This is a genomic window from Brenneria nigrifluens DSM 30175 = ATCC 13028 (assembly GCF_005484965.1).
In the GTDB taxonomy this organism is placed as follows: domain Bacteria; phylum Pseudomonadota; class Gammaproteobacteria; order Enterobacterales; family Enterobacteriaceae; genus Brenneria; species Brenneria nigrifluens.
This window is the reverse complement of record NZ_CP034036.1, coordinates 3,249,481-3,268,676: the sequence shown is the minus strand read 5'-3', so window position 1 is coordinate 3,268,676 and position 19,196 is coordinate 3,249,481. Positions and strand designations below refer to the sequence as shown.

16 protein-coding genes are annotated in these 19,196 nt (G+C 37.2%); 15 read left to right on the top strand and 1 reads right to left on the bottom strand.

All coding sequences use genetic code 11. The features are described from left to right. Positions 1 to 139 precede the first annotated feature (139 nt). From wbaP to EH206_RS15170, 14 genes are all read left to right on the top strand, one after another. Positions 140 to 1,573, top strand: coding sequence for an undecaprenyl-phosphate galactose phosphotransferase WbaP (gene wbaP, locus EH206_RS15235; protein WP_009113720.1), 1,434 nt, complete (start codon positions 140 to 142; stop codon positions 1,571 to 1,573). Between the two features lie 109 nt (positions 1,574 to 1,682). Beyond that, complete coding sequence (locus EH206_RS15230; RefSeq protein ID WP_009113719.1) at positions 1,683 to 2,591, top strand: glycosyltransferase family 2 protein; 909 nt, start codon at positions 1,683 to 1,685, stop codon at positions 2,589 to 2,591. 47 nt (positions 2,592 to 2,638) lie between these two features. Further along, positions 2,639 to 3,703 (top strand): dTDP-glucose 4,6-dehydratase, encoded by a 1,065-nt coding sequence (rffG, locus tag EH206_RS15225; protein WP_009113718.1) that lies wholly within the window; start codon positions 2,639 to 2,641, stop codon positions 3,701 to 3,703. 17 nt (positions 3,704 to 3,720) lie between these two features. After that, positions 3,721 to 4,590: a glucose-1-phosphate thymidylyltransferase RfbA gene (gene rfbA, locus EH206_RS15220; protein WP_009113717.1), complete on the top strand. Its 870-nt coding sequence runs from the start codon at positions 3,721 to 3,723 to the stop codon at positions 4,588 to 4,590. Between the two features lies 1 nt (position 4,591). Then, a complete protein-coding gene (gene rfbC / locus EH206_RS15215; RefSeq protein WP_009113716.1) occupies positions 4,592 to 5,128 on the top strand; it encodes a dTDP-4-dehydrorhamnose 3,5-epimerase in 537 nt (178 codons plus the stop codon). Next, complete coding sequence (gene rfbD, locus EH206_RS15210) at positions 5,125 to 5,979, top strand: dTDP-4-dehydrorhamnose reductase (RefSeq protein WP_009113715.1); 855 nt, start codon at positions 5,125 to 5,127, stop codon at positions 5,977 to 5,979. The genes rfbC and rfbD overlap by 4 nt, the downstream gene beginning before the upstream one ends. A 75-nt stretch (positions 5,980 to 6,054) precedes the next feature. After that, the gene (locus tag EH206_RS15205) at positions 6,055 to 6,924 is read left to right on the top strand and encodes a glycosyltransferase (RefSeq protein WP_009113714.1); all 870 of its coding nucleotides are present in this window, start codon (positions 6,055 to 6,057) and stop codon (positions 6,922 to 6,924) included. Positions 6,925 to 6,939: 15 nt separating this feature from the next. Then, complete coding sequence (locus tag EH206_RS15200) at positions 6,940 to 7,782, top strand: glycosyltransferase family 2 protein (RefSeq protein WP_009113713.1); 843 nt, start codon at positions 6,940 to 6,942, stop codon at positions 7,780 to 7,782. Between the two features lie 56 nt (positions 7,783 to 7,838). After that, a complete protein-coding gene (locus EH206_RS15195; protein WP_009113712.1) occupies positions 7,839 to 9,314 on the top strand; it encodes a hypothetical protein in 1,476 nt (491 codons plus the stop codon). Positions 9,315 to 9,581: 267 nt separating this feature from the next. Further along, positions 9,582 to 10,772: an O-antigen ligase family protein gene (locus EH206_RS15190; protein WP_009113711.1), complete on the top strand. Its 1,191-nt coding sequence runs from the start codon at positions 9,582 to 9,584 to the stop codon at positions 10,770 to 10,772. 148 nt (positions 10,773 to 10,920) lie between these two features. Continuing rightward, positions 10,921 to 11,772, top strand: coding sequence for a glycosyltransferase family 2 protein (locus EH206_RS15185; protein WP_009113710.1), 852 nt, complete (start codon positions 10,921 to 10,923; stop codon positions 11,770 to 11,772). A 58-nt stretch (positions 11,773 to 11,830) separates the two neighbouring features. Next, entirely contained in the window at positions 11,831 to 13,063 is a 1,233-nt protein-coding gene (locus tag EH206_RS15180) for a rhamnosyltransferase WsaF family glycosyltransferase (protein WP_009113709.1), read from the top strand. A 9-nt stretch (positions 13,064 to 13,072) separates the two neighbouring features. Then, positions 13,073 to 14,293: a lipopolysaccharide biosynthesis protein gene (locus tag EH206_RS15175; RefSeq protein ID WP_009113708.1), complete on the top strand. Its 1,221-nt coding sequence runs from the start codon at positions 13,073 to 13,075 to the stop codon at positions 14,291 to 14,293. A gap of 232 nt (positions 14,294 to 14,525) precedes the next feature. Beyond that, complete coding sequence (locus tag EH206_RS15170) at positions 14,526 to 15,692, top strand: nucleotide sugar dehydrogenase (protein ID WP_009113707.1); 1,167 nt, start codon at positions 14,526 to 14,528, stop codon at positions 15,690 to 15,692. A gap of 804 nt (positions 15,693 to 16,496) precedes the next feature. Here EH206_RS15170 and EH206_RS15160 read toward each other — a convergent pair. Further along, positions 16,497 to 17,717, bottom strand: coding sequence for a hypothetical protein (locus EH206_RS15160; RefSeq protein WP_009113705.1), 1,221 nt, complete (start codon positions 17,715 to 17,717; stop codon positions 16,497 to 16,499). A gap of 197 nt (positions 17,718 to 17,914) precedes the next feature. Between EH206_RS15160 and EH206_RS15155 the strand changes: the two genes are divergently transcribed. Beyond that, positions 17,915 to 19,120, top strand: coding sequence for a right-handed parallel beta-helix repeat-containing protein (locus EH206_RS15155; protein ID WP_009113704.1), 1,206 nt, complete (start codon positions 17,915 to 17,917; stop codon positions 19,118 to 19,120). The last annotated feature ends 76 nt before the right edge of the window (positions 19,121 to 19,196 follow it).

Here is a 19,196-nt window from a genome sequence, read left to right as displayed (position 1 = left end):
ATAGAGGTGATTAAGTTAATATTTAATACTCTGTGAATGTTTTTTAGAAAAGTATAATTCCACTGGTTAATTAGTAAGTAGTGTTAATTTTAATGATATTTTTTGCATAAAATTAAAATGATAATATAAAGGTATATATATGAATGCATTTTTTGGTGTAAGTAAAACAGATCTGGCGAAGCTGATTTTATCAGTATCAGATCTGATTTTTTTTAATCTATCATTATTGATTGCGGTTTTTATTATCTTTTCTCTTGGGGTAGATATTCGCGAGCATATACCAGTATCAGAGTTGCCAGTTCGTTTTCTCTCTCATTTTATTCTTTCCATCCTATGTGTAGCGTGGTTTTGGGTTAGGTTAAGACATTATTCTTACAGAAAACCATTTTGGTTTGAGCTCAAAGAAATATTACGGACACTCATTATTTTTGCTGTATTAGATCTCGCTATGGTGGCTTTTTCAAAGTGGCAATTTTCCCGCCACATTTGGATTTTGACATGGGGTTTGGCGCTGATATTGGTACCGCTATTCAGATCCTTGACTAAAAAAATATTGGATAAATATGGCATGTGGAAAAAATCTACGACCATAATCGGTGATGGAAAGAACGCAAAGGATGCTTATGATGCATTACAGAGCGAGCCTATCTTAGGGTTTGATGTTCGAGCATTTTTTTCAACGGGAAAGAATTGCTTAAATGATATTCCTAACGCTTCCATCCTCACTTCAGAGGATGAGTTATGGAAAAATAGCGATCCACGAAGTACGCAATTTATTGTGGCGTTAGAATATGATGAACAGACACAACGAGATGAATGGTTAAAAAACCTGGCTAAACATCATTGCCGTTCTGTTTCGGTAGTGCCTACATTGCGAGGAGTTCCTCTCTACGGAACAGATATGTCTTTTATCTTTAGTCATGAAGTGATTATTTTGAGGGTGAATAACAATCTTGAAAAAATGACTTCTCGTTTTTTGAAGCGTAGTTTTGATTTTTTAGGTGCGGTATTAATAACGATACTTCTTTCCCCATTACTGATTTTACTTATGTACTTAGTGTCCAGAGATGGCGGTCCTGCCGTTTACGGACATGAACGGGTGGGAAAAAATGGTAGGAAATTTAAATGCTTAAAATTCCGTTCCATGGTCGTCAACTCACAAGACGTATTAGAGAATTTACTATTGACAGACCCTAAAGCAAGAGAAGAGTGGCACAAAGATTTTAAATTAAAAGATGATCCCCGAGTAACCAAAGTCGGTAAGTTTATTCGGAAAACCAGTCTGGATGAATTGCCGCAACTATTCAATGTGATAAAAGGTGAAATGAGTCTTGTTGGTCCGAGACCAATTATTGAAAAAGAGCTTGAAAGATATGCCGGTGACGTTGATTACTACTTAATGGCAAAACCTGGCATGACGGGGTTATGGCAAGTAAGTGGGCGTAGTGATGTTGATTATGACACTCGAGTTTATTTCGATTCTTGGTATGTTAAAAATTGGTCTTTATGGAATGATATCGTTATTTTGTTTAAAACAATCAACGTTGTTTTAAAGAGAGATGGTGCATATTAATTATAAAAATTCTGGTAATAAAATAAGATAGGAAAGATTATTTGCATCAAGGTATTCCTTCGATTTGGCATTCCTATATTATTTAATCTATATTGCTAAAAGAGAGAAAATGAAATATTTTGTAGCGATCCCAACCTATAACGGCGGTGATGTTTGGAAAGTAGTAGCTGAAAAAATTAAAAGTTATGGTCCGGATGAGTTATATGTTCAGATTATTGACTCCGGTAGTGAAGATGGTACGGCTGAAATAGCCAAAGGTCTTGGGTTCGATACCATGAATATTGATGCTAAAGATTTTAACCATGGTGGAACCCGAAATCAGGCGGTCAAGGTTAACGCTGACAGGTTTGATATTGTGATTTTTTTAACTCAGGATGCAATTCCCGAATCGGGTTTTATTGAAAGAATCGTTTCGGTTTTTGATGACCCTGGTGTGGCCTGTGCCTACGGTCGGCAGTTACCTCATCTGGATGCCAATCCTCTTGCCCAGCACGCAAGATACTTTAACTATCCAGGGCAAAGTCATATTTACAGTATTAGTGACTCAAAAAAAATGGGGTTAAAAACCGTTTTTATGTCTAATTCTTTTTCTGCCTACCGTATTGACGTACTCCAACAGTTAGGTGGATTCCCTTCAGATACTATTTTGTGTGAGGATATGTACTTTACTGCTAAAGCAGTATTAGCCGGATATAAAGTCGCTTATGTCTCTGAAGCAGTAGTCAGGCATTCTCATAACTACAGCGCAGTGGAAGAGTTTAAACGCTACTTTGATATAGGGGTATTTCATGCTGATGAACCCTGGATTAGAGAAAAGTTCGGCGGTGCTGGTGGTGAAGGAAAAAAATTTATTTTCTCTGAGTTGCGTTTTCTTTTGAAACACGGAATTGCATATATCCCCTTTGCCTTTATAAATAACTTTATGAAAATAGCAGGATATAAGTTAGGCCAAAAATATAAACGTATTCCCAGTGTGCTGGTGAAAAATTTTAGTATGCACAAGCGTTATTGGAATTAATTTTATCGACGCTCAAAATAGTAAGATGTCAATTTAACGAGGATAGTATGAAGATTATAGTGACTGGGGGGGCTGGTTTTATAGGATCAGCCGTTGTTCGTCATATTATTAATAATACCAATGATGAAGTATTGGTATTGGATAGCCTCACTTATGCGGGAAACCTGGAGTCATTAAAATCAGTCTCAGATAATAAGCGGTTTAGATTTGAACTCGTTAATATCTGTGACCGTGCTCAGTTGGATAGTATTTTTAATGAATATCAGCCGAATGCGGTAATGCATCTGGCTGCTGAAAGTCATGTAGACCGTTCTATTGATGGGCCAGCCGCATTTATTGAAACGAATGTAGTGGGGACCTATACGCTGTTGGAATCCACTCGCCACTACTGGGGGACTCTGGAAGAGCAGGCAAAACGTACTTTCCGCTTCCACCATATTTCAACCGATGAAGTATATGGTGATCTGCACGGCACCGACGATCTGTTTACCGAACTAACACCCTATGCGCCTAGCAGTCCGTACTCGGCCTCCAAAGCGTCCAGTGACCATCTGGTACGCGCTTGGTTGCGTACTTATGGCCTGCCAACCATCATTACCAACTGCTCTAATAACTACGGACCCTACCACTTTCCGGAAAAACTGATTCCGTTAGTCATTCTCAATGCCCTGGAAGGCAAATCATTGCCGGTATACGGCAACGGGGGCCAGATCCGTGATTGGTTGTATGTCGAAGATCATGCGCGTGCTTTATATAAAGTAGTCACCGAAGGCAAAGTTGGGGAAACCTATAATATCGGTGGTCACAATGAGCGCAAAAATATTGAGGTAGTACGCACTATTTGTCAGTTGTTGGAAGAACTGGTTCCCAATAAACCGACAGGTGTTACAAACTACGAAGATCTTATCACTTATGTGGACGACCGTCCCGGACACGATCTACGCTATGCCATTGATGCTAATAAAATTTATAATGAGTTAGACTGGAAACCGCAGGAAACATTCGAAAGCGGAATTCGTAAAACCGTCAAATGGTATTTGGAGAATAAGAAATGGTGGCAGCGTGTTAAAGATGGTTCTTACGCTGGGGAACGACTGGGATTAACGCGTTAATTTTAGGAGAAATTAATATGAAAGGTATTGTATTGGCCGGTGGTTCCGGGACGCGTTTACATCCAATTACTCGCGGAGTGTCTAAACAGCTGTTGCCTATTTATGATAAACCGATGGTGTATTACCCGATATCTGTTCTGATGCTGGCCGGAATTAAAGATATCCTGATTATTTCAACGCCGGAGGATATGCCTTCATTCAAACGCCTGTTGGGTGATGGCAGCCGTTTTGGTGTCCAATTTAGCTATGCGATACAGCCGAGTCCTGATGGTTTGGCTCAGGCATTCCTTATCGGAGAGGAGTTTATCAACGGTGATCGCTGTGCCTTAGTGTTGGGAGATAATATTTATTTTGGACAGAGCTTTGGCAAAAAATTGGAGACGGCGGCAGCTCGTACAGAAGGTGCGACGGTGTTTGGCTATCAGGTAGTGGATGCTGAGCGCTTTGGTGTAGTTGAGTTTGATGAAAATAACAGGGCGATATCTCTGGAAGAAAAACCGTTGAAACCAAAGTCAAACTGGGCAGTAACGGGACTTTATTTTTATGATGACCAGATCGTCGAGATGGCCAAGCAGGTAAAACCCTCTTCGCGCGGCGAGCTTGAAATCACGACCTTAAATGAAATGTACCTCGAGAAGGGGTTGCTGAATGTGGAATTGCTGGGGCGTGGTTTTGCCTGGCTGGATACCGGTACGCACGACAGTCTGATCGAAGCATCGCAATTTGTTCATACTATTGAAAAACGCCAGGGCTTTAAAGTGGCCTGTCTGGAAGAGATTGCTTTCCGTAAAGGGTGGATGACTAAAGAACAAGTTGCTGAAGAAGCAAAGTCACTCAGCAAGACGCACTATGGGCAATATCTGGCCCGGTTGATTGGGGATAAATAATATGCAGGTTAAAGATACCCGTATTGCGGGCGTAAAAATTATCCAGCCAAAAGTTTTTGGCGACGCGAGAGGCTTCTTTCTTGAAACGTTTGAAAAAAAACGTTATCAGGAGATGCTGCAAATTGATTTGGATTTTGTTCAGGATAATCACTCTCGATCCTCGAAAGGTGTATTACGCGGGCTGCATTTTCAGAAGTCCAATCCGCAGGGGAAACTGGTGCGTGTAGTACGGGGAGAAGTCTTTGATGTCGCCGTCGATATTCGACCAGATTCACCGACGTATGGTGCATGGGAAGGCGTTATTCTTTCAGAAGAAAATAAAACGCAATTCTGGATCCCTCCTGGTCTGGCCCATGGGTTTGTAGTGTTGTCGGACATGGCCGATTTTGAATATAAATGCACGGATTATTATAACCCGGCAAACGAAGGCTGCCTGCTGTGGAATGATCCTGAAGTCGGTATTGAGTGGCCGGTAACAGCCCCACTGCTCTCCGAAAAAGACAAACTGGGAAAACTGTTTAAGGAACTGAGCGCATGAAAGTATTATTAACGGGATCGAAGGGGCAGCTCGGACGTTGTTTCCAGGATCGCCTGCCTGCTGGCTGGCTGCTATGGGCAACAGATAGCGATGAGCTTGATATTACCAACCAGGAAAAGGTTCTGACGGCGGTAAAAGCATTCCAACCGGATGTTATCATCAATGCGGCAGCATATACCGCAGTTGATAAAGCCGAAAGCGAACCGGAACTGGCCTCGTTGGTCAATAAAACAGGGCCGGAAAATCTGGCTATTGCGGCTAAAGAGCATGGAACTCGTCTGATTCATGTTTCAACCGACTATGTTTTTGACGGTACAGCTACTCGGCCTTATGTGGAAACGGATAAAACTAATCCGCTTGGTGTATATGGCAGAACGAAGCTGGATGGCGAGGTTGCGGTTTTAAGCATATTGCCTGATGCGATTATTATCCGTACCGCCTGGGTATTCAGTGAGTATGGGAATAATTTTGTCAAAACCATGCTGCGTTTGGCGCAAGATCGTGATGAACTAGGGATTGTTGCAGACCAGCGCGGCTGCCCGACGTATGCGGGAGATATTGCTCAGGCGATTATTGATTTGCTAAAACAGCATGCTGATGGCGGCGTGTATCATTATTGTGGAGACCATGAGGTTGCGTGGAGTGATTTTGCTGAAGCGATATTTCGGATAGGCGTTGAACAAAACAGATTAGCAAAATGTCCTCAAGTAAATAAAATCAATACGGAGCAATATCCCACCCCTGCCGAAAGGCCTGCATACTCCAGTCTAAATGGAAGCAAGATAAAATCACTCGATATAGAATTATCAAAATGGGAAAAATCATTATATGACATTATAAATAAAATATAGGAATTATAATTCATGCCAACTATAAAATGGCATGAATTATTAATAGAATATATTTTTATAGTGTAGAGGGATATCATGTCAGGTAAAAACAAGCCTAAAGTTAGTATATATATAACAACACACAATAGGCTGGATAAACTTAGAAGAGCTGTCGACTCCGTATTAAAACAAGATTACCCCAATATTGAGGTTTTAGTTTGCGATGATGCTTCTTCAGATGGAACAGAAGAATATATAAGCACATTAGCTGAAAAAGATTCGAGAATAGTATATTTGAGGAATGATAATAATCAAGGTGCCTGCGTTGCCAGAAATATGGGAATATTTAAAGCAACGGGTGAGTTTATTACCGGTCTTGATGATGATGACGAGTTCACATCGAACAGAATAAGGTTTTTTGTTAATAATTGGAGTGATGAATTATCTTTTATTTGTTGTAATTTTATAGAAAGATATATTGATGGAAGAAATAAATTATATTACAAAGGAAATAAAGAATACATTGAGGGAAATTATGAGGATTTGCTTTTTTGTAATATAGCATCTAACCAGGTATTTACTACAACTGAAAAATTAAGAAAAATTGGCGGTTTCGACATTCGCGCCAGGAGATTGCAAGACTGGGACACCTGGTTACGGTTATCTTTTGAACATGGTAATTTCAGAAGATTTAAAGAGGCTACCTATGTAATGCATCATGACCATAAGGAGAATGAGCATAGGGTGTCTAAAAGCTATCCGTTTAGTAAAGCATTAATTGATTTTAAAGAAAGAAATAAAGATATGTATCAGGGTGAAAATCTTGATTTTATAAATTTCATTATATCTACAGTAGAGCGTCGTGCCGGGTTTCTGGAAAGTCTTACATGGAGTTTTTCTAAGAAAGCCCCTAAATATGCTGTGAAGTATGCTTTGCAGTTTTTACCTATAAATCGTTATGATTAAGTTAATGGGGTGATTGTGGGAAAAAAAAGTTTAATTATCATTGTGACTTATAATAGTAATAAGCATATCAATTGGGTAATAGAAGGATTAGACTCTTCCACAAGTGATGTAGTAATTAAGATTATTGACTCTGGCTCTACAGATACTTCATATTTACATAATATAAAAACAAAGCATCATCTTCATATTGAAGAGTATGAAAATATTGGTTTCGTGGCTGCTAATAATAAAGCACTTACTAGTATATCTGATTTTGATTGGGTTCTTTTTTTAAATCCAGACGCCAGGATTGAAGGGAAAGATTTGGATCGTCTTTTAACTATTGCATCTCAAGATAAATTTGAACAAACAGGAATATTTTCTATTCCTTTAATAAGATATGATATTGACAACAAGAGATCCCTTGGCATATATGATTCTCTGGGTATTTCATGTAACACTATTGGTCGATGGTTTGATTTAGGTTCTAATCAGCCGGTTTTAAGTGATAATACTAACAAAAATGATTTCTCTGAGGTTGAAGCTGTATGTGGCGCTTTTATGCTGGTAAGAAAGACTACATTAGAGCAATGTCCTGATAGGTCTGGTAATATCGGATTTGAAAGTAATTATTACATGTATAAAGAAGATATAGAGCTATCTCTTCGTGTAAGAAAGAAAAAATGGGGGGTAACCCTCATAAATGACATAAGTGCATTTCATTGCCGGGGTTGGAATAGCAGCAGATCGAAAACGCCCTATTGGGCAAGATATCATTCTGCAATTAATGATGTTGATGTGGCTTGGCGTTATAAAACGAGGGCATTAGCATACGCAGTAGCAAAATATATATGGGTGAAATTTATCGAAAGAAAATAACGGTTAATTATATTCTTTTAACAAAGCTATGCTCAAGACTGACAGAAGGGAATTTTATGAAAAAGACACTGCCTTTATTTATAAATACTTCTCTTTATTTTATGATTTTTTCGTTCTCTTTTTCTTTTTCAACATCAACATTAGCTGAATCAGATTATTTTAAACAGATAAAAGAAACTAAAGAAGAAGTCAATGATAATGTGTCGAAGTATGTTTATGATAAGGTAATTATCAGAAATCTAGAAGAGCAGCGCTCTAGGCGAGATACAGACACGCAATTCGGGTTACATGGAATGGAGATACCTGCGATAAAAGCAGATGGTGATATTAATAAGATAAATAAAGTTTATTCATTGTTGGCACATGCCGGCGTAGATTCCCTTAGAAGTTTTGAGACTTGTTGGCACCGTTTAAGTGATAAAAATGGTAATCCTACAAATTTTAAAGAATTAGATTTCCAGCTTAAAAAAGCCAAAGAATATGACTTTTCATTGTTATTTGTTTTTGGTTATCCTCCGGCAAAATTCACCGTCGCTAATAATAAGTTATCGGCAGTAAATGAAAGATTTTATAATGAATACAATAACTATCTTGATGTAACGCTTGCCAGGCTTAAAGGGCATAATGTTGAATACGCTGAATTGGCAAATGAGGTGGATGCACCGGCTGTATGGTGGATTCGTTCAACACCCGCTCAATATGTTCAAGAGATGAAAATGCTCAAAGAAGCTATCAATAGAAGTGGGCAACATATTAAAACTACTGCATTTTCTGCTACTTATTCTAGAAATGCTTCTTTAGGTGGAGGTCATGGAGGAAGGCGATTTGTCGATGAAGCGTTCAGACTTGGAATAGATAATTATACAGATGCTTATTCAATACATCATTTTGTCTATCCGAAGGATGATCTACCTAATTTTATCCGGGAAGAACAGAAAAAATTTAATCTAAAGCCCAAGCAAATTTTAGATACAGAGCAATTAGATACCTCTATCGTATATCAAAAAGATTCTAATCCGTATGATATGATAAAAATATTTGCCCGAGCATTTTTCTTTTATGATATGAAACGCGTTGACTATTTTTTGGCTCAGGATCGATTTTTAAATAATAAACTATATTCTTCAGGTCTCTTTGATGTTAATTGGCAACCAAAATTAAGGTTATTAGCCTATGCAATGGCGGTTGATTCAATGAAAGGGAGAGAGCTAGTAGGACGATATTTCCCCGGTAACGGTGTAGAAGCTTACGTTCTGAAAGAAAAGAAAAAAGAAAATCATTATTCAATTGTTGCTTGGAATAATAACCGAAATAGTGAAAATAATGTATCTATTTTGACGGGGATAAAAGGGAAAGTATCAATAGAAAAATGGAATCTTGATGTTGAGAATGATGTGAACGCAGAGAATGGTATTTCATTAGATAACAAACCTATTGCGATCTATACTAATCATTTACCTAATTGGACATTTGATAGTAAAAAAGTTATTAAGAACACATTGCCTAGCCACGCGCCAATGCCTTTTGATTAATTTCGGGATAAATTAGCTCCTATTTTAATTATGTTAATTAGTGTAATATAATAGTTTTTTATTTAAGTTGTATAGGTTGTGAGGGGGGGGTAGATAAATTTCATGTTATGGGATATATATTATTTTTGTTGAGAAATATAAATACAGGCCTATGAATCATTCTTATCGTTGCCAAGTTCGACACTAAAGAAATGTTTAACTAGATGGCAATGAATTATCTATATACTTGCGCGGGCGCGGAATAGAATTCTATTGGGATAGACTCTAATGAAAATAGGAAAAAGTTTTTTTATAAATCTATCAATATACTTAATGGCTTTACGTAGCCCATTAATTATTTTAAGTATGGGTGCGTATATTTTTTCTAGGCCAGTGCTGATACAACGGATGGCGCGAAAGGTTTTCCCTTTTATTGTTTTTTTATTGTTTGCAGTTTTGTATTCTATTATTCAAGGGAATGTGACTGAGTATGTGTTTGGGCAATCAAGAGATGTGTTTTTATCTGTCATTGTGGCTGTGTTTCTTATATGTTGCAGCGAATATTCAGATGATAATAGAATTTTAATCTATAAAACAATTAAAAAAATGTTTGTTGCTATTGCCATAATAAAAATTGGTATTCTTGCATTTTCATTATTGTCCGGTATTGCCATGGGGGATGTTATCACCTGGATACGCGATACATGGAATATTCAAATGATGTCACTGGGGGTTCAGGGGACATTTATTTCCAGATTACAAATACCCTTAGATTCAGCTGTTCCATTTTTCATGTATTTCGTCACAAAAGAAATTATTTATGGCAAGGGTAATAAGATTTTACTTTACGGTGCTTTTGTTCTGCTGATTATTTCAATGCTGCTTACTCTTTCTCGTGCATTTTGGGCAGAGACGGTTTTTTTTATCGCTCTTGCTATTGTTCTTGAAGCTAATTTGTTCAAAATTTTCAAGGTTCTTATTCTAGGTACAGTTGTTCTTTTCTTTTTGTTAACCATGACGCCACTCGGTGAACTTGTTTTTAAAATAATAGAAACCAGATTTGGTGGCGACAATAACTCAAACATAGCGTCAGATGTCGAACGTGTATGGCAAAACAGAATGTTATTATATGCGTTCTCGGAAAAACCTATTTTAGGACATGGGGTTGGATACTTTATTCCTAATGCCTTGAGGTCGGAGGATACGCCTTACCTATACGAAAGCCAGAGTTTATCGATGCTGATGACGTTGGGAAGCTTAGGTGCTGGCGTATTGCTTCTTTTATATATGAGTTTGTGTTTTAATTCGATTCAAAAAGACGCGCGTGGAGGAATGAAATTTACTGTTCCGCTTATTTTTATTTCTCTTTGGATATTTTCGGGGTCGGTGAATCCGTTATTGTTCGGAGCTTCAGGAGGGCTAATAATTTTCTTTATTGCTAAATTTCATGTTTTATATAAAAAAGATATCATTTATTGATGTTTTTTGATTATGTCGAAAAAAATATTGATGGTAATTGTCAATAAAGAATATGAAGTAAAAAACTCCTTAGCCTTTTTGTTCATGTACTTCGAAAATTAATGTGTGCTTTCTGATAATATTGATGAGGTTTTTATGAGAGGTGAGCATGTGGGCTAATATCATATTAGTGATTATGTATAATAAAGATCTTCAGGAGTCCACCACCCTTGATACAATATCCAATTATAGTTTTAACAATACAAAACTTGTTATTCATAATAATGGTCCTCGCGAAATAAACTATGAAGGAGAGTTTTTAGCTAAGTTGGAGCACTGTTTTGATAATCAGGTGGAGTTAATTAATTGCCTTGATAACTTGCCTCTTAGCATTATATATAATGAAATTTTTTCAAAATACAACAACGCAGAGAAATTCATTATTCTCGATGATGATACTGAAATATCAGAATCTTTCATTGATGCAATTAAAATCAGTTGTGTAGACTTAGAACTTCCTAAGATTATTTCAACTGGTGATAAAAAAATTTATTATCCTGTATGTAAAAGTGGAATTATCACCACAGATACTGATCTAGATCCTGAATCTGCTTTGTCCATCGGTTCTGGTTTGATCATAAATCGGACTCTGGTGGAGAAATTTAAGAAACATAATTTAAAACCCTTTGATGAAAATTATGCTTTATACGGTGTGGATTTTAGCCTTTTTCGCCGTATTTATAAGATTGTGAGTAAGGGAGAGAATGTGAAAGTTCGCTCGTCTTCTTTTTTAATGCATTCTCTTTCCAGATTGGAACAAAGTGAAAATAAGAATGATTTCAGAACCAGAGAACGCGCATTAGATATAGCAATTTCTGCGCGTAGATATCCTACTTTACATTTGTATTATAAGTTCTTTTCTGGAGTTTTTAGTGAGTTTATAAAGATGAATTGGGGAAATATGTTTAGTATGCTAAAAGCGTATTTTTTAGGTGTTCATCCTAAGTGTTCCAAGAACTAATAAAATATTCTTAGTTGTATTTGCCGTCTTTAGCTATAGTATAATTGATGAGGTCATTGTGTTAAAAAAAATACAATCAAAAATTCATGCAAAAATTAAAGAAAAGAAAATAACAGCGCTATATGTCCAAAAGAGTGCCAAATACGAACATGCTGTGGCTTATTCCCGATTGAATACGTACAGCTTAGCTGCTTCATGCATTAATACTAATTCGAATGTAGGAAAAAAAATAAATTTGATTTTGCCAGGGTTACCACCTAATGGCGTTTTTGCAGGAATTAAAACAGCGCTGGAATTCACTTCACGTTTATCATTAAATCTATCCTTAGATGTTCGGATTATTACGTTCGGCATATTTCCTGATGAGCAGAGCAAGGGGTGGATAGCTAATAACCTTTTCCCAAATATTAGCGTTGAGTTTGTAAGTGATTATGATATCGTAAATCTTAGTGTTAATCCTGATGATATATGGATAGCGACTTATTGGACGACAGCACATTCTTTAACTGTAGCGGCCCATCTTGGTATAATCAAGCCACAAAACGTAGTGTATTTAATTCAGGATCATGAATCCGGGTTCCATCCATGGTCTACAGCTTTTGCTCTGACAGAAGAGACATATCTAATAGGATTTCATCATATAGTAAATTCATATCCGTTATTTAATGCATTAAAAAAAGCGAACATACCTTGCTCTGAAGAATTGGTTTTCTTCCCTGAGATTGATTTGCACATGTTAAAGAAATCATGTGCTGACAGAAAATCTTCAAAAAAGATTAGAATACTATTTTATGGCAGACCCAGTAAACCCCGGAATTTGTTTGATATAGGAATTGGTGCACTTACTCTTCTTGCAAAAAAAATTGATGTAACCGATTATGAATTGGAAGTTGTAAGTGCTGGTGAGAAGCATGAAGATATAGTCTTATCTGATAAGGTGACATTACGTTCATTAGGTAAACTATCTTGGGAGGGTTATTTTAATAAACTTGGTGAGACGGATATTGTCTTTTCTCTTCAATGTAGTCCTCATCCATCGCATCCCCCGCTGGATGCGATAACAAGTGGTGCATATGCAGTTACAAATGATCTGAATGGCACTAGACAGGGATTACATCCACGAATGTATGTGGCTGTCGCATCGCCTGATAAATTGGCGGATAAACTTTTTTGTGCTATTCAGGATGTACATGAAAATGGTTGTTATGAATATGATGAAACCTTGGTTCAATCTTATGGGAGACCGATGAATGACGTCATTACAACGATTTCCAGATGTATTGTTAACTGAGGTCTTGTGATGATTTTCACTAAACAAAATATATGGAAAATGTTTTTATATTTTGTTCTTCCATTATTATCAGCAATGATACCATTTATAGTATATCCAACAATAACATCCTTGTATGGCAGCAAAGTTATCATTGCAGTTGGTGTGGCTCAGTCCATTGGCGGTGCATGTGCAGTCATAGGAGAACTGGGATGGGGGGTAATTGGTCCTCAGTTGATAGCTGGTTTAGATGATACGAAAAGGAAGTTTTGGTATGGGAAGTCTTTATCATCTCGGTTAATTATAAGTTTTTTTTGTGTTCAAATCTCAGTATTTATTTGCTGGCTCTTGATTGATGAGTTCCTTTTGTCCGCAATTGTAATGACTATCGCTATTACCTGTGGGGCACTTTTACCTAATTGGTATTTAATCGGTTTGAATAAGCCTGAATATATCCTCTACTTTATTGTAATTCCAAAATTAATACTGTGTGGCGTTAGTATTGTTCTTATTCGTATTTACGGTGGATTGATTTTTTATAGCCTTGCATTGTTGCTCTCATTTCTTGTGTCAATGTTTTTAGCATCCTACTTTTTAAAAGTACCGTTAATTCCGAAGAGAAATGATTACAATGGCTTAAAATTGTTATTTAAAGAGCATTATCAGTTAGTTTTAGGGCGAGTGATTAGCACTTTTTACACGTCCTTACCAATTACACTAATCGGATTTGTGAATCCTGCAGCTGTGGCCGTTTTCGCAGGTATTGAACGGCTGTTCAGAATGGCCTTATCAGTCTTGAGTGGGTTTCCTAGTCGTTTGCAGAGTTGGATTGGAACGGCATCGGTTGATACAAGAGCTAAAAGGATAAAAATCTCAATTATTGTTAATTTTGTGGTTGGGATTGTTAGCATGATAGGATTTGCAATTACTTGTTATTTTATTAGCCCATACATATATTCAAATACAATTCATATAAGCTTGGAATACTGTTTTCTTGCTGGAGCTATAGTCTCAATAATTTGTATGTCTAGGGGGTATGGCTTAGCTTTGGTCGCCATAGGCATATCCAAAAAAATATCGATTGCAAATGCTGCCTCTGCTGTGGTGGGTGTGTTGGCTATTTGTTTCTTTGGCTATTTTTATGGAGTTTGGGGCGGGCTTTTAGGGGAAATGCTGGCTGAGATGACGGGGTTGCTTGTCCAGTATTATTATTATAATAAACATGTAAAAAAAGAAGTGCGCAACTTATAGAATTCCCTATGATCAATGATATAATAATTGACTTTATGAGGTGGGTTATTTATCTATTTGATGGTGTTTTGAAAGATGTATGCATTAGGCAGTAATAATGATTTTATAATCTGCTTTCTTGAAAATAAGTAATAAATGCATTCGATGTGAATTTTTTCTATTGGTTTTTATCATGTTTTTAGTCTTCTTATAAATATTTTTAATTTTTTATTTAACGTTAAATGGTTGAAAAATGAAAATAGCAATCGCAGGTACAGGATACGTCGGTTTGTCCAATGCCATATTGTTGGCTCAGCACAATGATGTTATTGCCTTAGATATCATTGAAGAAAAGGTTGCGCTGCTAAATAATAAACAGTCTCCTATTGTGGATAAGGAGATCGAACATTTCCTGAAGAACGAGTCTCTTAATTTTCGGGCAACAACAGACAAGCGTGAAGCCTTTGAACAAGCCGAGTTTGTGATTATAGCCACTCCGACTGATTACGATCCAAAAACGCATTACTTTAATACTAGTTCTGTGGAATCGGTTATTAGCGATGTGTTGGCTATCAATCCAAATGCGATAATGATTGTTAAGTCTACGGTTCCAGTTGGTTTCACGGCGCAAGCACGGAAAAAGCATAATACGGAAGGCATTATTTTTTCGCCGGAGTTTCTACGCGAAGGTAAAGCGTTGTATGATAACTTGTATCCTTCCCGTATTATTGTTGGCGAACGTTCAGAGCGTGCTGAGAAGTTCGCGGCTTTATTGTTACAGGGGGCTATAAAGAAAGATGTCCCGGTGTTGCATACGGACTCAACGGAAGCAGAAGCGATAAAACTGTTCGCCAATACCTATCTGGCAATGCGCGTAGCTTATTTTAATGAGCTTGATACCTACGCACAAACTAATGGGTTAGATAGCAAACAGATCATTGAAGGGGTTGGTTTAGACCCACGTATTGGTAATCACTACAATAATCCTTCCTTTGGTTATGGCGGTTACTGTCTTCCCAAAGATACGAAACAATTGTTAGCTAATTATGAAAGTGTGCCTAATAATTTAATCAATGCTATTGTTGAAGCCAACCGCACCCGCAAAGATTTTATTGCCGATTCTGTTATCGAGCGTAACCCAAAAATCGTTGGTGTTTACCGCCTGGTGATGAAATCAGGATCGGATAATTTCCGCGCTTCTGCAATTCAGGGCGTAATGAAGCGTATCAAAGCAAAAGGAATTGAAGTTGTGGTCTATGAGCCAGAGTTGAAAGAAGACACTTTTTTCCGTTCTCGTGTTATTCACGATTTGGTTGAATTCAAGAAAATCTCAGATGTTATTCTTTCCAACCGTATGGCGCCGGAACTGTCTGATGTGACGGAAAAAACCTATACCCGTGATCTTTTTGGTTCAGATTAGGTGTTTACTTCTATGAGATATTTGTAAGCAATCGGTGAACTGTCATTGTGCAGATATATTAACGTTATATAGAGTGATGGGTATCAGCTAAAGCGATTTTCGGCAGGGCAGCATCTCATTGAGCCAACTGTTGGGCCAGGAAGGGAACCAAGTCATCATCCAGCATAATGGGTATGGCCCGTTCAGCGGAGAGTGGGCATTACGTTTTTGCCACCGGCGCTTTTTATCCGCCGACTGCTGTTTGATTTTGCGCTCAAGCTTATACGGATCTAAATAACTTACGTAATTGTAGATCATATGTGGACGTCCCGTGTTTTACAAGTACTGACGAGATCCGGTTTGCTGTCATATATCCGGCGTCTATTTTGAGAAAAACCTGCCCGCGCCATGATGTCATCCGCACCCTGTTTCCTTATCACTTTGCCGGTATTTGGTATTTTTTACCAGGATCGACTTCAGGCTTTCACAAGGGAGGGTTACCATTTTTTCATCAGTGCCCGCAAACTCAGTAAAATTGCATATTGTGCTACAAACAGTATTACCTTATCGCAAATGCCTTATCCATATTGAAATCAACCGGTTCAGACAGCAACCGCCAGACAATACGTGTTAACTTATTTGCCTGCGCCACTGTAGCTTTCATTTTTCCCCGGCGCTCAGTGATATGATTAAGCCATCTTCCGAGGCGATCATCCCGCCTTTGGGCACAGCGCATGACCGCTCTGGCTCCAGCCGGCAATTGAGAATTCATAAATGCCTCTCGTATACTCACAAAGGAGTGAAAAGCATTTTATACTTTAAATTTTATTTTTCTAAAGTCAATTGTTGTATTGTTTTTCTTGTCTCTATATACATATACCCGAAAATGAAAAGCATAAAAGACATTACTTTATAAGACATGTAAATATCAATCATAATCATGTTTATTGAAAATGAATAAAATATAAGATAATTCATTAAGGAAAGTTTTTTATTTGCTGAAAGGAATGATAAAAATAAAATTAATCCAACCACTCCACATTCTATCAACATCCGGAGCCAGTCACCATCTAGTGCATTACCAAATGTTCCCGCGCCTACTCCAGTGGCAATGAATACCGGGTTAGATAAGAATAACTTAACAGCATAAACCCATTTAATGGAACGTATCGACCAACTTGCATCAACATCACCACCCAGAATGTCAAAGTTTGACCAGTCAGGGTTGCCATGAAGTAAAGTTGTCGCTCTGTATGTCGTGGGTAATTCGATTAAGTTATCTGCGTTAAAAAGATTTACCGATCTTTCCGCAATGGCAGAGTTAGAAAGATAAAAAACTGATGCAACAAATAATGGAGCCATTATCATTACTTTTTTTATAACACCTAATGCTGATGATGTTTTTAGTAAGTAAGCAACTGCCACAACCATTTGCGCAACGAATGACATACGAGAACCTGAAAGGAAAATAACGAATAAGGAAATGAAAAAAATAATAATTTTATATGAATTCCCTTGCTTGCTGGACAAGAAATAGCAAGTGAGAAAGTTCAATAAAACTCCAAGCTCCCAAGGGCCGCTAGTTAGCCCTATGACTCTTGATGACACATCTGAATTATAACCACTAACAGTAAACCCACCAATAATTTCCATCGATTGTAGTAATGAAATGATTATATTAAAATAAAGAATCACTTTCATCATTCCCATCATGTAAACATCTTTTTTTGCGAGATATACACCCATAATAAAAAATGTAAAATATTCAAGGAATCTGAATGGAAATATGATAGAACCTTGATTGGAAAATAATAGTGTAAAGCATGTTCCTATAAATATAAATATAATAAATTTATAGTATTTTGCGTCAATGACTCTAATTGTATTCTTTTTGTTTGAAACGTAACCAAACAGGAAAATAAACAGCCATATAGCGATGATAAAATCATCTATACGTATACCAGCATTATAGTTACCCACAGATATTATATTTATTTTAGGCATCAAAAAAAGAACAAAAACAGAACAATAAAGAAAGTTAGTCATTTTATTCCTTTGATATATTTTTATATAGAACAATAATATATTCATTTAATCTGTTGTTTTTTTTAAGAAAAATTCTCTAATTAAGAATTATCTTAAAATGTGCAGGCTCATTTTATTGCCAGCTCTAACATTTTGCAATGTTTCGATCATACTTATCTGTATTATGATGAGATGTCGTTTAAATTTGGTAATAAAAAATGATAAGCAGTAGACGATTTTTCCTTAAATATCTTGCTGTTATTGTAGTATCCAACCGTGTGTTTAGTGAAAAGGCACTTGCCTTGTCTAGAAATGATACTGTTACTCCGGAGCAGTTTGGAGCCACCGGAGGTGGTGGTGACGACACTCCCGCCATCCAGGCCGCAATAGATTCCGGATGCCAAAACCTGTATCTGTCGAAGAAGTACATAGTATCTCCGATAAAACACCCCGGTGTTCCTGGAATCATTGGAAGGAATTCGATTTGTCTCAAATTAAGGAGTGATTTACGGATTTATGGGGAGGGTACAATTGTTCTAGCTGAAGGGAGTGAGGGGGTAAGTGGTGCGATAATGAGTAACGCTTCAGCGGATGGGATACGTAACTGTGTTATTGAAGTTACCGTTGATGGTAGTAATGCTGGCGGTAACAACGGTTTTTCTGGAATAGTGTTTATTAATGCTAATAACTGTTCAACTACATCAAAAACCAAGATTGCTAATGTTACCTATAATGGAATTCAATTTGCCAGGGGGTCTCGTTCTTGTAAATGTTATGGGACAACTATAATCAATACGGGTTACATCGGCATTCAGGCTCAGAATCCAACGGACATTATCGTTGAACAATGTAATATCAGAAAAACAAAGGATAACGCCATCGATTTTGAGGCAAACAAAGGGCGGCAAAATGGCGAGATAAGAAATAATACGATTGCTGACTGTAAGGCTGGAATATTCCTTGAATCTGGCGGGAACTGCTTGGTGGAAGGTAATGATATTTCTAGGTTTAAAACTGCGGGTATCTTTCTGAATCGTATTAATACTCCGGCTGATAATGTTCAGATAGTGAAGAATTATATTTGTGGAGATGGAGAGAATGTACAATTTGGAGGTATAGCAATAAATAATGCTATAAAAAATGTTCTGATAGACGGAAATACTATATCCGGTATGAAGTACGGTATATGGACAAACGGCGGAATCTCTGATGTACTAATGAATAGTAATACCTTCAAAAATATCTCGGAATCACTGATAAGAATAGCTGATGGGAAAAATCAGTTAGTGAAAAGTAAAATACGTTCTCAGCGTTATTTGGGGAAAATAATAAACGGAAAACCGTCGCTTACAAATATAGATGATCTGGTGAATCCCGTCATGCTCTATAAAGTGGATATAGATGAGATGCATGTGAAAGAGTAAGTTTGAGTATGGGGAAAAATTTTTGGAGTTCGATAATTATTTCGAGTCCACCTTATAATGTTAGCTCTATGCCAAT

Bases quoted from the DNA above. Each gene is read 5' to 3' on its own strand.
- rfbD (WP_009113715.1), top strand. From the start codon at position 5,125: ATGAAAGTATTATTAACGGGATCGAAGGGGCAGCTCGGACGTTGTTTC.
- rffG (WP_009113718.1), top strand. From the start codon at position 2,639: ATGAAGATTATAGTGACTGGGGGGGCTGGTTTTATAGGATCAGCCGTT.
- wbaP (WP_009113720.1), top strand. From the start codon at position 140: ATGAATGCATTTTTTGGTGTAAGTAAAACAGATCTGGCGAAGCTGATT.
- EH206_RS15160 (WP_009113705.1), bottom strand. From the start codon at position 17,717: ATGACTAACTTTCTTTATTGTTCTGTTTTTGTTCTTTTTTTGATGCCT.
- EH206_RS15230 (WP_009113719.1), top strand. From the start codon at position 1,683: ATGAAATATTTTGTAGCGATCCCAACCTATAACGGCGGTGATGTTTGG.
- EH206_RS15205 (WP_009113714.1), top strand. From the start codon at position 6,055: ATGTCAGGTAAAAACAAGCCTAAAGTTAGTATATATATAACAACACAC.
- EH206_RS15185 (WP_009113710.1), top strand. From the start codon at position 10,921: ATGTGGGCTAATATCATATTAGTGATTATGTATAATAAAGATCTTCAG.
- rfbA (WP_009113717.1), top strand. From the start codon at position 3,721: ATGAAAGGTATTGTATTGGCCGGTGGTTCCGGGACGCGTTTACATCCA.
- EH206_RS15170 (WP_009113707.1), top strand. From the start codon at position 14,526: ATGAAAATAGCAATCGCAGGTACAGGATACGTCGGTTTGTCCAATGCC.
- EH206_RS15190 (WP_009113711.1), top strand. From the start codon at position 9,582: ATGAAAATAGGAAAAAGTTTTTTTATAAATCTATCAATATACTTAATG.
- EH206_RS15155 (WP_009113704.1), top strand. From the start codon at position 17,915: ATGATAAGCAGTAGACGATTTTTCCTTAAATATCTTGCTGTTATTGTA.
- EH206_RS15195 (WP_009113712.1), top strand. From the start codon at position 7,839: ATGAAAAAGACACTGCCTTTATTTATAAATACTTCTCTTTATTTTATG.
- EH206_RS15175 (WP_009113708.1), top strand. From the start codon at position 13,073: ATGATTTTCACTAAACAAAATATATGGAAAATGTTTTTATATTTTGTT.
- rfbC (WP_009113716.1), top strand. From the start codon at position 4,592: ATGCAGGTTAAAGATACCCGTATTGCGGGCGTAAAAATTATCCAGCCA.